Source organism: Pedobacter frigiditerrae, from assembly GCF_004331645.1.
Taxonomy (GTDB): domain Bacteria; phylum Bacteroidota; class Bacteroidia; order Sphingobacteriales; family Sphingobacteriaceae; genus Pedobacter; species Pedobacter frigiditerrae.
The window spans coordinates 155,443-170,765 of sequence record NZ_SJSK01000006.1; the positions used below are offsets into that span (position 1 = coordinate 155,443).

A 15,323-nucleotide genomic window follows, 5' to 3' on the forward strand; every position below is an offset into this window, starting at 1 on the left:
AATTTCATAAACTATAATTGTACTTACGTAATTTGCTAATAATAAGATGTATAGAATTTATGTTTTTTTAAGCTATTCCATTCTGTTTTGCAAAATTGATAAGCCCTGGCGTGTTTTTTAAACCTAGTTTACTTAAGATGTTGCGCCTGTGAGTAGTTACAGTAAACTCGGCAATAAATAACTTATCACCAATTTCCTTGCTACTTAATTCTTCACATACTAACCTGATAATCTCTACTTCTCTTTTAGTGAGCTGATGTTTTTTCATGAACTCATCAGTAAAAACAAGTTGTGTATTTAAATTGACTTCTTCAGCTTCAGGGAAATACAATTTTCCACTTTGTGCGGTTTCTATGGCAGTTAATAAATCACTTTTAGAGCCATTTTTTAAAACATATCCACTTGCTCCTAAAGATTTTGTTTCCTTAATTAATTGAGATTGATGGTAATTTGATAAAATGATCACTTTTATATTTGGATAACTTTCCTTTAGTTTCTTCAAGGTAGATATTCCATCCAATTTTGGCATATTTAAATCCAATAGAATGATGTCTGGAGTTTTAACAGCAATATCTCTCAATAAGTTAATTCCATCATTGGCATAACCGATAACTTCAAAACTATCTAATTCGTTAAAAAAGGAGATAATTCCATCTATTAATATTTGATGGTCATCTGCAATAAATATTTTTAAATCTGCCATTTCTCTTTCGTTGCTCGTTTTTCGTTAATCGTCTTTGGTCTTTCGTCCCTCTGCTTTCACCTTTATTCTTTTAGCTTTGGTCTTTCAACATATGCTCGGTTGGTATATCAATTACAATTAAAGTTCCTTTTCCGGGCTGACCTTCAATGCTTATTCTACCTTCGTAATAATCAATTCTATTAGCTAATAAACCAATCCCTTTTCCTGTTTTGTCTGCCTTTTCTTTTTCAATTCCCCTTCCATTATCCTCAATATAAAGATTAATAGAATCAGGATGTTCTACTAACTGAAAAATGGCATTTGTAGCTTTTGCATGCTTAACGATATTCTGGAAAAGCTCTTGTACAATTCTGTAAAAACTCACCTGAAAATCTTCTGGATATTTAGAAAGGTCATCAAAGCCATAAATTAAATGTTCAATATAAAGCTTTCCAGAAGTATTTATATCGTTAATAAGTTGCTCAATGGCATTAATTAATCCATATTGCCTAATAGCCACAGGCATTAATTCATGGCTCATTTCTCTAACTGTGTTTGCAACATCGGCTAAAATTCTATTTGCGGTTTCTAGTTTTTGAGGAGTTATTGGCTCGTTTTTAAATGGATGTTCAGAAAGGTTCAACCGCACTACAGAAATCATAGAGCCAACTTCATCATGTAATTGGTCGGCAATACGCCAACGCTCGGCCTCTTGTGTCGCTGATAATTTTTTAACAATATCTGTTCTATGAACCTGTTTTAGACGTTCTACCTCAGCTAAATGCAATAAGTTAGCTTGCTTTCTGCGTTGATATAAAATATAAATAGTGGCACTACCAATAATTAAGAGTAAACATAAACCACCGATGATAAGGAAAGAGCGTTGCTTGGCAATATCTCGCTGTTTTTTTAATAATTCCGCTTTTTGTTTGTCTTCCTCAATTTTGTGCTTGTACTGTAGTTCTTTAGTAACTGCAATTAATTCATTTTTATAAAGAGAATCCTTGATAATTATCGCTTTGTCAATTGCAGTTGAATTGGATGATTTGAAACGAATTTGATGAACCTTAATAAATTTCAGGTATCTTATACCAATTGCTGTAGATTGAAAAGGTTTAATCAAAACTGGCTCAACAAGGGCAAAGTAGTAATTTGCACTGTCTTTTTTAAGCTGTTTGCTAGTTAATTGTGCCAACTGCAAAACGCTTTCTAGGTAAACATTTTCTCGTTTACCCGCTTTAAAATTGGTTACTAAAAGTTGATAAGCTTTGCTTGCATTTGCATATTGATTTTTAAACTCAAAATACATTCCTTTTGCCAAAAGATAGTTGGCAGTTTTAGTTGGTTTTAACTGTTCTAACTCTTGATAATATTTATCAACATGTTGTGTTTTGTTTAGTTTTAATGAGTTGATAATCAGTAAACCTAAAATTTCTGCTCTTTCAGCTGCTGGTAAAGGCGTGTCTGTATATAATTCATTCAACAAAGTTGATGCCTTTACATTCTCATCAACACCAAATAAACCATTTACATAAGCTATTTTAACTGTTTTTTTCTCAGTTTTTGATGCAGTAGAAATTGCCTTTTCAAAAAGCTTTTTCAACCCTGTGGTATCATTTGTTAATGCATAACTTTGAGCAAGCTGGTTTAAATTTTTAACTGAAACCGAAGCCGTTTTCCCCCTTGAAACTGCCGTGGCTTTCTGCTGAAATGCAGCTGCTTTTTTCTTATCGCCAACTCTTGCATAACCCAAAGCCATTTCTGCACAAAATCTAGCTTCATTGGATGCGTTCATCAGCATTAATTGATCTTCTGCTAAAAACAAATAGCCTTTTGCTGTCTTTCTAATATTTAATTTTAAAGCATCATTAAAATATTTAATGTACTCGTAAAAACGAGCTACATCCTGAGCTGAATAAGAAGTGTTTTGTGCTACGTTTTGAGATGGGGTATCCTGTGCAAATATGGATGTATTTACAAAAAATGTAATTAAAAAAACCAATAGTAGCTTATACATTTTTTAAATTTTCATTTTTTTTATTTTGCCATAAATAGCCAAATGTTATCGCTACGTGTGTTTTTGAGCAAAAAAAGTAAGAAGATGAAAATTACGGTTAATTTTATAGATGTAAATACCTAATATTAAGTATTTTTGGGAACCAAATATAAATCAGATGAATAAAATATTTTATGCTTTACTAATTGCAACTGCTCTTTTTTCTTGTAAAAAATCGGGAACGTTCCCGACGCCTGAACCTACTCCAGTTGTACCCACACCACCAGTTACCTCTTATCCTTTGCCAACTGCTGCTAAAGATGGGGTAGTGTTTATTAATGGCGGCACTTCGGCAATTGTAACTTTATACGCACCATCTAAAACTTCGGTAGCTTTAATAGGCGATTTTAACGATTGGCAGGCTACAGCAAATTATCAAATGAAGTTAGCACCCGAAAATAATACTTGGTGGGTTCAAATCGATAATTTAAGTCCTAATGCTGAATATGCTTACCAGTTTTTGGTTGATGGAACTTTAAAAGTTGCAGACCCGTATTGCGAAAAGGTATTAGACCCAAATAATGATAGTTATATTTCTGCAATAACTTACCCAAGTTTAAAAGCTTATCCAACAGGCAAAACAACTGGAAATGTGAGCACAATGCAAGCTAATCAACCTGTTTATACCTGGAAAAACAATACCTTTACTAGACCAGCAAAAGATAATTTAGTAGTTTATGAGTTGCTGATTCGTGATTTCACTACTGAACATAGCTACGCATCTACCTTGCAAAAATTAGATTATTTAAAAGACCTGGGCATTAACGCTATAGAACTAATGCCGGTTACAGAGTTTGAAGGTAATTTAAGTTGGGGTTATAACATTTCTTATTATTTCGCTCCTGATAAGTATTATGGCACAAAAACAGCATTGCAAGGTTTTATCGACGAATGTCATGGAAAGGGGATTGCCGTAATTATGGATATGGTTTTGAACCACTCTTTTGGACAATCACCTATGGTGCAATTATATTTTGATGGCAGTAAGCCAACTTCAAATTCGCCTTGGTTTAATATTGATGCCAAACACCCTTACAATGTTGGTTATGATTTTAACCACGAAAGCCCGGCAACTAAATATTTTTCGAAGAATGTGATGAAATTCTGGATGCAGCAATATAAAATTGATGGTTTCAGGTTTGATTTATCGAAAGGATTTACACAAAATTATACCACAGGTGATGCACCATTTGCGGCTTATGATGCCAGTAGGGTTGCCATTTGGAAAGAGTATAATAACTACATTAAAAGCATCGATCCAAATAATTTTTATGTGATTTTAGAGCATTTTGCCGATGCAACTGAAGAAAAAGTTTTGGCAGATGATGGAATGATGCTATGGAATAACTTAAACTATAACATGAACGAAGCCACAATGGGTTGGCTACCAACATCTGATTTTTCTTGGGGATTTTTTAACAAGCACAATTTTGCAAAATCTGAAAATTTGGTTAACTACATAGAGAGCCATGATGAAGAGCGTTTGAATTATAAAAACATTAATTATGGTAATGCATCTGGCGGATATTCTGTTAAAGATTTAACCACAGCTTTAAAACGTGAAGAAATGGCTGCAGCATTTTTGTTCGCCATTCCAGGGCCTAAAATGATTTGGCAATTTGGAGAATTAGGTTATGATATCAGTATAGATTTTAATGGGAGAACTGGAGATAAACCTATTAAATGGGATTATTTTACAGATAGCCGTCGCAAAGCTTTATACGATGCCTATGCAAAATTCATCAAACTTAAAAAGAACAACACTATTTTTTCTAGCCCAACATATACCTATAGTACAACTGGCGGTATTAAATACATCAAGCTAACTAACGGCTCAAATACTGTTGTTGTTGTTGGTAATTTTGATGTAACCAGTCAAACTGCAAGTATAGATTTTGGAGCTTCTGGAACATGGATTGATGCGGTTGGAGGTGCAAATATTAGTTTAGGAAGTGCTACATTTGGGGCAACACTTGCACCTGGTGAATATCATATTTACAGCAAGCAAGCCTTAAATTAATTTTATGCCAATGAGATTATCATTACTTGCGGTAATTTTTTCATTTTTCTTTTTAAGTGCGAAAGCTCAAGATACCACTCAGAAAGTGGTTGCAAATAGATATAACAGTATTGAGCAACAGAAAAAACCGTATGTAATTTTAATTTCACTTGATGCTTTTAGGTGGGATTTGGCTGATAAATATCAAGCTAAAAACCTGATTAAATTAAGAGAAGATGGTGTGCAGTCAGATTATTTAAAACCATCTTATCCTTCGTTAACTTTTCCAAATCATTATACCATTGCCACAGGTTTGTATCCATCCCATCATGGTGTGGTCGATAATATTTTTTACGACAAAAAAACGGATGTAGTTTTTAGGAGAGCCGATAAAAAGATGGCTACAGATAGTTCATGGTATGGCGGTAAGCCACTTTGGGTAATTGCCGAACAGCAGAAAATGCTAAGCGCTGTTTTTTATTGGCCAGGTTCAGAAATTTCTATGGATGGCATAAAGCCAACTTATCTGTTTAACTACAGTGAAATTATCCCAATGGATAGGAGAATCAATGTAGTTCAAGACTGGTTAAAGCTGCCTGATGAAAAACGTCCACACTTTATAGCTCTATATTTTCCACAGGTAGATAAGGCCGCACATAGCCATAAACCTGATTCTGAGGAAACCAGGGCTGCTGTTCAGGTGGTAGATGATGCCATTGGCAAAATAGTTGATGTTGCAAAAACAACAGGATTGGAAGTTAATTTCATCGTCCTTTCAGACCACGGAATGGCAACTATTGATAGAGAAAATACGATTCCTCTGCCGAAGGCGATTGACTTAAATCATTTTAAAGTTCCACCAGGCAACTCACTTTTGCACATTTATGCAAATGAAAAGCAATACATTAAGCCAACATATAAAGCTTTAAAAGCAGAGGCTAAAGATTATGATGTTTATTTAAGCAAAAACATTCCAAAAGCTTGGCATTACAATAAAAAAGAAGACAAATACAACAGGGTTGGAGATATTTTATTAGTGCCACAGTTGCCTAAGGTTTTCAATATAAATGGCATCAAGCCAGATATTGGGCAACATGGTTTCGACCCAGCCACCCCAGATATGCATGCAATCTTTTATGCTTGGGGACCAAACTTTAAATCAGGATTAAAAATTCCAGCTTTTGAAAATGTAAACATCTACCCATTGATTGCTAAAATTTTAGGCTTAACTTACACTCAAAAAATCGACGGGAAGGAAAAGGTTCTTGCGCCGATTTTGAAGTAGAGTTATTTAATTCTTTTTCTTATTTCTGCTAATGTTTGGTCAATTAAAAGTTTTCCATCTCTAAAAACCTCATCTAATTCTCCATTTTGTTCATCATCCCAATTCACTTGGTCAACAAGTTTATATTTTCCATTTTCTATCTCAATTTTCATTAATCCTTTTGCAGATTTTTTTGTTCCATCATCAGTAATTGGGTCTTTAAAAATCTCTCTGCCATCTCCATTAACCTCTCCATAAGTAGCTTTCATCGCAAAGCCAAAAGTATCTCTAGTATTATATTGATAAGTAAAAGACCCTATACCTAATACAACATTTGTTGAAGCAATTCCTTTTTCTTTTAATCTTTCGCAGATTTGGGTTGCTCTTTCAATGGTTATACTATCTCCATAAATAGCACCAATTTGAGGAATTAATTCTTTAAATCCTTTGGCATTTGTTGTACCTCCAAAACAGTCCCATAACAATTCAATTACTCCCTTTTTTTCTTCTGTTGTTTTACCTTTTGGATTACCACAAATAATATCTATAGGGTCTCCGCTATCAGGTCTAATTACAACTTTCCCCTCTCTATTTATTATTTCTTGTTTTAGTTTAGGTAAATAATCTGTCAATACTTTCCATAAATCCCAAGTGTCTGAAACAATGGATAATATTCCTTTTGGATACACTTCACAAATTAGTCTTCTAAAAGTCTCTAATTCACCTTCAGTAGTACCCATACACATAACCGAATGCTCGGTAGCTGCCACAGATCCACCAATTAATTCGTTATCTGAATTAGCATTATAGTATTTTTCTAAAAAATCAATAGCTGGAATAGTGTCTGTACCAGTAAAACTAAGTAAGTGACCGCTAGATGAGCAAACTCCTGATTCAATTCCTGACATACCCCTCATCGAGAAATCATGTCCTTGCCAATCTACAAATTCAGGTATTGAAGAAGTTTCAATAGCAAATTTATCAAGTACTTTTCTATATTGTTTAGCAATAGTTGCAGAAGTACATGGCATCCAAATTACGGCAGATAGCAATGTTTCAAAATAGTTGGTAAGCCAAAAGAACTCTGCTTTGGTATTATACATTGTAAACATAGGCACCCTCATTGGAACTGAAATCCCTTCTGGTAGCGCTTTAAAAACCATTGGTATATAGCCTAGGTCATGTAGTGCTTCTATGTGCGCTGTACCAACTTGGTTTTCTCCTAAGTAATTATTTATTCGTCTATTATATTCTTTAATTACTTTTTCTTTAGGTTGTTTAAAAAAGTAGTTATCAAAATCTTCTAGAATATATTTTTTTATGAAATACTGTAAGCCAAAAAATACTACCTCCTCAATATTTTCTATTCTGCTTTTTCTGGGTGTCCAGTTAGAATATACTAAAGTTGTTCCTTCTGGATATTGTCTGCGATGGTCAACTTTATAACCGTCTGTTAATAATAGTGGGTTCATATATTTTGTTTTATAAGATTGTTATATATTGTTAGATTTTCTTCATCAAAACACACAAGTATGATTCTTTTAAATGATTCTATATTTTTAAAATTTTTAATCGTTTTCAATGCTATTTCAGCAGCCTTTAATTTAGGGAAGTGATAAATTCCAGTACTGATATTTGGGAATGCAATCGTTTCAATATTATAGTTAAAAGCTATTTCTAAACTATTTTGATAACAATTTGCCAAGAGGGTATTAGTTTTAGGATTTTCGCCATTCCAAACTGGCCCAACGGTATGAATTACAAATTTACAAGGAAGATTCCCCGCAGTTGTAATGACGGCTTCACCAACTTTACAGCCACCTTGTCTATTACGAATGGTAATGCATTCTTCTAATATTTTCTTGCCTCCTTTTCTATGGATTGCGCCATCAACACCTCCACCACCGAGCAAAGAAGTATTAGCCGCATTAACTATAGCGTCTAATTCAAATTCAGTAATATCTGTTTTAATTACTTCTATAATCATTTCGTTTTGATTAATTCATCTCTTACTTCCATTAATGCAAAGCCCAAAAGGTTAAGTCCATTCCATTTTTCAGGAATTGTGGCATTTGGATGGTCATGGGTCAAGCCAATTCCCCAAATTGTATCATTGGGGCTTGCTTCAACCAATACTCTTTTTTGTGTTTGTTGTAAAAATTCTTTTAATTTAGGATGCTGAATAAACTTATAATAATTGCCTTGTTTTACAATCTGATAACGATTTCTCAACCAAAGCTCATCACTATAGTTTTTTACTTCTCTGCCTAATTTTTTAGCTTCTGCAGGGGATTTTGCTTTTAAGATTTTTGCTAAAGTATCTTCATCGTTAAATAAACTTGCTTTTTTAGCCATCATCCAATGTTCTGCGGTTTGATAGGTAATTTCGTCAACTGTAAAAGGACTCAGGTACCATTGACTTAAACAAGTTTTGGTAATCCTACTAGTTGTTGGATTTCCATCTCCCCAGAAAAAAAGAAATTTCTGAGCTTTATTTTCCTGTATAAATTTTTCAAGATTATAGTTCATGGTTTCTACAATTTGAATGTGGTTAATTTTTCATTGATAATATCTTTAACAGAATTAGTCGTAAAAATTTGTTCGAAGCAATTGCCAAGTTCTGAAAAGCCCTTACTAAAAATGCCGTGGCTTACAGCTAAGTACAATTTTCCAGCATTTTTATTTTTAAGTTCTTCAGCCAAGCCAATAAATGTTCCGCCACCATCACAAATGTCATCAACAATTAAACAATCCTTTCCCTGTAAATCATCAGCATACACTTTAAATCCAGATAATTTTCCTGTTTTAACATCTCTGCTTTTGCTACACTCAACTACTCCAACACCTCCTAAATATTCCGAAACTTTATATATTTTTTTTAAAGCTCCACCATCTGGTGAAATCAATAAAATGTCACCATTAATTTTATCGACAACATGTTTTATAAATTGATGGTTTGTAATTACCTCGCCGTTGTTTAAGAGTGCTGGTGTAACTTCAGAGTGCGCATCAAAAATGATAACTTTTTTAAAGTTTAAATGATTGATGATATCAGCATAAACTTTTACTGATAACGGTTCTCCTGCAATCATAACCCTATCTTGGCGTGAGGAAGGGAAATATGGGATGTATAAATCAGAAATTATGGCTCCCATTCTTTGCAAGGCATCTACAGCTAGGCAAAGCAATCCTAAATCATTAAATGAATTTAATCGATGAGTAATAGAGACTTTTTCATCTAAACTGAAGTCTGTCGATATTTTAATATGTGGTTCACCCCCAGAAAAGGTAAAGCTTTTAAAGCGTATTTCTTCACCTTTTAAAGGTTTGAAATTTGGGTCTAGATTAAGTATCATAATCTTTTATTTGCGTAATATTTACACAAAGTTATAAGGATAATTTTAATCTCCAAATTTTTGCGTAAAAATTACGCAAAATTAATATCAAATAGGAAACCTTCTTTTGTTAATTTATTGTATTTCAGTTTGTTAAATTTAAATAATTTAGCTGGTCTTCCATTTTTTTTATTCCCAAATTTTTCAGTTTCTTCTACAATCCCAAAACTTAAAATCTTTTTTCTAAAGTTTCTCCTATCTATTTCTTTGTCAAGTATAGTGCAATAAAGGTTTTCTAATTCAGAAAAGAGAAACTCCTTGGGTAGCAAGTCAAATCCAATTGGTTGATAGGTTAATTTATTTTGAAGCCTTTGGTGGGCAGTTTTTAGAATAATGTCATGGTCAAAAGCTAGTTTGGGAAGTTCTGCGAAGGAGAACCACTTAGCATCTTCTGCATCGCTATCAGCTTTTAAAATAAGTTTTGTAGAGTTTACTAAAGCAAAGTAAGCTACTGAAATTACCCTAAACCTTGGGTCTCTATCTAAATCATCCCCAAAAGTATAAAGTTGTTCAAGATAGTTTACTTTAATCCCTGTTTCTTCTTTAAGCTCTCTATTTACTGCATTTATTATCGTTTCATTATCTTTAATAAAGCCACCAACTAAAGCCCACTGGTTTTTTAATACGCCGTATTTTTGCTTTATTAATAACACATTTAAACTATTCTCGCTATAACCAAAAACTATAGCATCAACAGCTATCTTTATATTTTGTTCTAGTTCCATTTTTAATATGCGTAAAGTTTACGCAAAAATAATAATTTACAATAGGTAAATCTAATTCGACGATGATTTATTAATCAAGCAATTTTGAGCTAATAGATATTGGTTGTTTAAAATTTTAGGCTTAACTTATACTCAAAAAATTGATGGCAAGGAGAAGGTGTTGAGTCCGGTTTTGAAATAAATTTCTGCTATTTATTTGGCTATGTAAAGCATTGGCTTTATATACTTAGAAGACCTTCCTCCAAATGCTCTTATTCCCTCATTAAATCAATGTCATTAGGCTAACAAACGTTTGCGTTGAGTTTGTTACATAAGTTTACGTTATGCTAACGCTAATAATTTGAATTCAAGATAAATATCGCTGTTATATGGCTTTCTAAGCTTAGAGGCAATTAAATAACCATGCCTATCTTTTAATCTCCGCAAACGTTTGTGTTTTTTAACTACTGCTATTGTTAATAGATTAGGTTGCCGTAGTAGAAATACGATGGCACAACTAACCAAACGTTAATTAAAAAAACTGTTTATGAAATGTAATTTTACACTTTTTAAAGGTGTGTTATGTTTGTTGATTTTATTGTCGCAAGGCATAAATGGCTTGGCAAATACTTTTCCAAAAGTACAGCAAACAAGCAAAAACACCAAAACTCCCGTAATAGTACGTGGTACTGTTAAGGACAAACAAGGGCCATTGCCCGGCGTTAGCATATCGGTAAAAGGCAAAACGGCACAAGGCACAGTTACTGCTTCTGATGGTAGCTTCAGTATTTCCGTAGAACCTACAGATGTACTTGTATTTTCTATGATTGGATATGAAAAGAAAGAAGTTACTGTCGGTAACAACACCGTTCTGAACGTAATTTTAAATGATAACTTATCAAAGCTAGATGAAGTTGTAGTGGTAGGATATCAAAAGCAAAGTTTACGTAAGGCAACAGGAGCAATTCAGGTAATTGATGCTGCACAAATTCAAAATTTACCGGCTCCTAGTTTTGAGGGTCTATTGCAAGGTCGTGTATCTGGTATCAACATTCAAAACTTTTCCGGAGAGCCAGGCGTTAGAAACACATTTACTGTAAGAGGGAACTCTACAATCTCAGGAGATTTAAATGCTGATAATTTAGATTTGGCAAGAACTTTAAGTACACCATTATTTATCATTGATGGTATTCCATTATCGGTTACAGATTTAGAAGGTTCGTCGGCAACAGGCTCTAATTATTTAGCGGGTATAAATACAAACGATATAGAAAGTATTGTAGTGCAAAAAGATGCTGCAGCTACCGCTATTTGGGGCTCAAGAGGTGCAAATGGAGTAATTGTAATTAAGACCAAAAGAGGAGCAACAGGTAAGCCAGTTGTTAGGTTATCGTATTATACTGGAGTAACAGAAAGGCCAGAATTGCAAACCACTTATGCTGGTGCTCAAGAACGTCAGCAGAAATTAGATTTGATGAGAGCCTATGGAACTTATGATCAGATGGCTAACATCCCTCAAATTTTATCTGACAGTTTAAATACCTCTTTTAATAATGCAACAGATTGGCAAGATCTATTTTATAAGTCTGGCAGAATAAGTAACTATGATGTTAACGTATCTGCTGGTAACGATTTATTAAATTACCGACTATCATTAAATTATTATGATGAAGATGGTATAGTTAGAAATACAGGATTCCAAAGATATTCCTTCAGGAGTAACTTTGATTTTAAATTATCTCCAGCCGTTAATACGAATATAATTTTGGCAGCGTCAAGGTCGGCTAGAAAAAGAGGTTTGGGAAGAGGTAGAGATGAAGTGGTTCCAGTTAGTGCAACTTCAATGCCATCGTCTTTTGTTAAATTAACACCTCAGGATTACGATTTTTATTATGGTCAGTATGATAAATTAAAAGATGTCAATCAAACAGATCAGCTTAGTATCTACAGTCAAACTAATGTAGATATTGTTAAGGGGTTACAATATTCATTACAAGGTTCATTATCTGGTAATTTTGATAATAGAGATCGCTTTCAGCCAGCAGAATTAGACGCTAATGGAGTTTCATTTGCTTCAAGTGATAAGTCAAGTTACTTTAGCTATTACCTGGCAAATGTTTTAACTTTTTCTAAAATCATAAACAAAGATCACAGTTTTAATTTAGTGGGTATTCAATCTTTTCAAAGTGACCAACGCCGTAAAACTTTTGTGCAAGGTTATAATGTGCCTACTGATGATATCAAAGTAGTACAAGGAATCCCTCAGCAAGATTTATCTGGTTATTCAAATTTTGAGAAAGCAAACTTATTATCTGTTGCCGCTCAATTTTCTTATGATTATAAATCAAAATATATTTTAAATGCATCTTACAGAGCAGATGCTTCATCAAGGTTTGGAAAAGATACAAAATGGGGTTATTTCCCAGCTGCATCATTAGCGTGGGTCGCATCAGAAGAAGCATTTCTTAAAAAAATCACCTGGTTAGATTTATTTAAAATTAGAGGAAGTTATGGTTTATCTGGCACTTTACCTGATAACTTTTATGCCCCTTTTAATACCTGGGATGTAGGTACTCAAAGTTATGATGGTGTAATAACGGCATTCCCATCGTTTTCAAATCCATTAACACAACCAAACTTAACTTGGAATAAATCTGATCAGGCTAATATTGGAGCAGATATTTACATGTTCAAAAACAGGGTTAACTTAACGGTAGATTTTTATCGCAAACAAACAAAAAATCCAATACTTTCTTTCCCATTCCCTTCGTATACAGGATATAGCCAAGTTTCTTATAATGTACCTTTAAAAATACTAAATGAAGGTATTGATATCTCCCTACAAACTAGAAATTTACCACAAACAAGCAAGTTGCAATGGTTAACCAATGTTAACTTTAGTTTTAACAAGAACCGTTTAGCGTCTTTGCCTAATGGCAATAAAAGCTTTTATGCTGATAGTCGTGGATATAATCAGCAATTATATTTCACTGTAGGAGGGCCGGTGTATGGTTGGGCACAAATGATCTATAAAGGAGTATATAACAATACGGGTCAAATACCTGTTAATCCACTTACTGGTAAATACATTACTTACTTTAAAGGAAATTATGTGGTAAAACCCGGTGCTCCAATTTGGGCAGATGTAAATGGCGATTATGATGTTTGGAGCGATGAAGATAAAGGTGCTGCAGACGGAGATTTACGTCGTACAGGAGATCCAAATCCAAAAGTAACTGGTGGTATCTATAACGAGTTTACCTATAAAAACTTTTCACTTAGTATTTTGGGAACTTTTACATTGGGTAGAGATATCATCAATACTTACAAGTCTAATCAATTTGCCAACATTTTTAATTTTGGAAACTTAACAACTTTTGCTGGTCAACGCTTGCCAGATTTAACGGGTGTAAATTATTGGACTCCTGGTAGAGCAAAAGACCCTAATTATTCTGCAGGTTTTCCAGCTGTGAGTCCATTTGGTCCAAGTTATTATCAGTTCTTGCCTTTTAGTACTTTATGGAATGAAAAAGGAGATTACTTTAAAATCAAAACCATCACTTTCGGTTATACGCTAAATCCAAAATGGCTTACTAAAGCGAAAATTAAAAGTGCTCGTATTTATGGTACAATGGATAATGTTTATGGTTTTCAATCTGCCACAGTGCCAGATGCAGAACTAATTACCCCACAAGGTGAGTATACTGGTGGGGGATATCCAATACCAAAAAAATACACATTTGGTTTAGAGTTCACATTTTAATTTATAGATCATGAAAAGGAATTTATATATACATATTGCTGTAGTTTTTACGCTCTTATTTTCTTTTGGATGTAAGAAGGCAATTAATTTAGAGCCAGAAAATGCTACATATGACCAGGTTTTTTGGGTAAATGGAGCTAACGTAAATAAAGCAGTTTCAGGCGCCTATTCTTTATTAAGAGATGCATTAAAAGCAGACAGAAGCTTTTTTATATTCGGAGATTTAGCAGCAAATAATTTTGCCTTAGGTGGAGATTATTGGAACTATACAAGTATTATCAGTAATGGAAAATTTAACTTCAACTACGTTCCATATTTAGAAGGAAGCGTTCAAGATTGGAGTAGGTTTTACAAAGTGATTAATCAATGCCATTTGATTATTGAAAATGTAAAGAATATTCCTGATGCTAAATTTAGTGGTGGTAAAGCAGAAAAAGATAAGCTAGAAGGAGAAGCCCGTTACATAAGAGCTTATACTTATTTCTACATTCAACGTGTTTGGGGAGATGTGATTTTAACAACAGAATCCTTTAAGGACCCACTAAACATACCGCCTTTGCCACGTAGCGAAGAAGCTAAAACATTGGCATTTTGTTTAAACGATTTAAGCAAAGCAACATCACTTTTAGGTTATGAAGAACCTAAAACACATGCAAGTAAGGGTAGCGTGTTAGGCTTAACGGCAAACATATATGCTTGGAAACACGATTACCCTAAAACTCAACTTTATTGTGATAGTGTAATCAACTCAAATAAATACCATTTAGAGGATGTTGCAGACTACAATGATATTTGGGCTGGAAATAGTCAGGAAAGTATTTTCGAGTTGAACATGCTTTATGATGCCATTAGTAAAAATGAGTCAAGTGGTAGCTTTTTTAATGTTTTCTTAGCTGCTCCATTTATTACAGATAGAAATGTAAATAGTACTTGGTTTGGTGGCGATACCTTTGATGATATTTTCGTTGATTCGGAAGATCGTAAGGATAAGGTAGTTCAATTAGCCAACAATGGTTCGCTGTTGCTTACTAAATATATCAATGTAAATTATTACGATCCCAATAATAAAACAGCTTATGTGGTTAGTAATAATTTGGTGCTAGAACGTTTAGCAGACATCTATTTATTGAGAGCAGAAGCCAGATTTAAAAATGGAAATGAACCGGGATGTTTAACCGATTTAAATTTCGTTAGGCAACGTGCTGGATTAATTGATTACGCTGGTTCTGGTATAAACTTATTTAATGAGCTGGTAGACGAACGCAGAAGAGAATTGATTGGCGAAGGTTATAATGCCTTTGATTTAATTAGAATGGAGCAACTTCAACGTTTATACCCAGATTCTTATTCTCCACAAAGAATTGCTCAGAAAGGATATTATTGGCCATTAAACATGCGAGTTTTAGGCAAGCAAAATGCTTTACTAACCCAAAATGAATGGTGGAAAGGTCATTTTTAAC

General features: G+C 33.7%; 11 protein-coding genes. 4 read left to right on the top strand and 7 right to left on the bottom strand.

The window, feature by feature from the left end:
• Window positions 1–67: 67 nt before the first annotated feature.
• Together EZ428_RS19895 and EZ428_RS19900 are read right to left on the bottom strand one after the other, a co-directional pair.
• Window positions 68–703 carry a response regulator gene (locus tag EZ428_RS19895; protein WP_131554962.1) on the bottom strand — a complete coding sequence of 212 codons (636 nt, stop codon included), beginning with the start codon at window positions 701–703 and terminating at the stop codon, window positions 68–70.
• A 70-nt stretch (window positions 704–773) separates the two neighbouring features.
• The gene (locus EZ428_RS19900; protein ID WP_131554963.1) at window positions 774–2,699 is read right to left on the bottom strand and encodes a sensor histidine kinase; all 1,926 of its coding nucleotides are present in this window, start codon (window positions 2,697–2,699) and stop codon (window positions 774–776) included.
• A 157-nt stretch (window positions 2,700–2,856) separates the two neighbouring features.
• On the opposite strand from EZ428_RS19900, the gene EZ428_RS19905 reads away from it, so the two are divergent.
• Together EZ428_RS19905 and EZ428_RS19910 are read left to right on the top strand one after the other, a co-directional pair.
• Window positions 2,857–4,758: an alpha-amylase family glycosyl hydrolase gene (locus EZ428_RS19905; protein WP_131554964.1), complete on the top strand. Its 1,902-nt coding sequence runs from the start codon at window positions 2,857–2,859 to the stop codon at window positions 4,756–4,758.
• Window positions 4,759–4,768: 10 nt separating this feature from the next.
• Window positions 4,769–6,022, top strand: a complete 1,254-nt coding sequence (locus tag EZ428_RS19910) for an alkaline phosphatase family protein (RefSeq protein ID WP_225871108.1) — start codon at window positions 4,769–4,771, stop codon at window positions 6,020–6,022.
• A 2-nt stretch (window positions 6,023–6,024) separates the two neighbouring features.
• On the opposite strand, the gene EZ428_RS19915 is transcribed toward EZ428_RS19910, so the two are convergent.
• From EZ428_RS19915 to EZ428_RS19935, 5 genes are all read right to left on the bottom strand, one after another.
• On the bottom strand, window positions 6,025–7,473 hold the full coding sequence (locus tag EZ428_RS19915; RefSeq protein WP_131554966.1) for a nicotinate phosphoribosyltransferase: 1,449 nt from the start codon (window positions 7,471–7,473) through the stop codon (window positions 6,025–6,027).
• Entirely contained in the window at window positions 7,470–7,988 is a 519-nt protein-coding gene (locus EZ428_RS19920; protein WP_131554967.1) for an O-acetyl-ADP-ribose deacetylase, read from the bottom strand. The genes EZ428_RS19915 and EZ428_RS19920 overlap by 4 nt, the downstream gene beginning before the upstream one ends.
• Window positions 7,985–8,530, bottom strand: a complete 546-nt coding sequence (locus EZ428_RS19925; RefSeq protein ID WP_131554968.1) for an NADAR family protein — start codon at window positions 8,528–8,530, stop codon at window positions 7,985–7,987. The genes EZ428_RS19920 and EZ428_RS19925 overlap by 4 nt, the downstream gene beginning before the upstream one ends.
• 5 nt (window positions 8,531–8,535) lie before the next feature.
• Window positions 8,536–9,357, bottom strand: coding sequence for a ribose-phosphate diphosphokinase (gene prs / locus EZ428_RS19930; protein WP_131554969.1), 822 nt, complete (start codon window positions 9,355–9,357; stop codon window positions 8,536–8,538).
• Between the two features lie 71 nt (window positions 9,358–9,428).
• The gene (locus EZ428_RS19935) at window positions 9,429–10,121 is read right to left on the bottom strand and encodes an NUDIX hydrolase (RefSeq protein ID WP_131554970.1); all 693 of its coding nucleotides are present in this window, start codon (window positions 10,119–10,121) and stop codon (window positions 9,429–9,431) included.
• A 526-nt stretch (window positions 10,122–10,647) separates the two neighbouring features.
• Between EZ428_RS19935 and EZ428_RS19940 the strand changes: the two genes are divergently transcribed.
• Both EZ428_RS19940 and EZ428_RS19945 read left to right on the top strand, forming a co-directional pair.
• Entirely contained in the window at window positions 10,648–13,863 is a 3,216-nt protein-coding gene (locus EZ428_RS19940) for a SusC/RagA family TonB-linked outer membrane protein (protein WP_131554971.1), read from the top strand.
• Window positions 13,864–13,873: 10 nt separating this feature from the next.
• The gene (locus EZ428_RS19945; RefSeq protein WP_131554972.1) at window positions 13,874–15,322 is read left to right on the top strand and encodes a RagB/SusD family nutrient uptake outer membrane protein; all 1,449 of its coding nucleotides are present in this window, start codon (window positions 13,874–13,876) and stop codon (window positions 15,320–15,322) included.
• Window position 15,323: the final 1 nt, after the last annotated feature.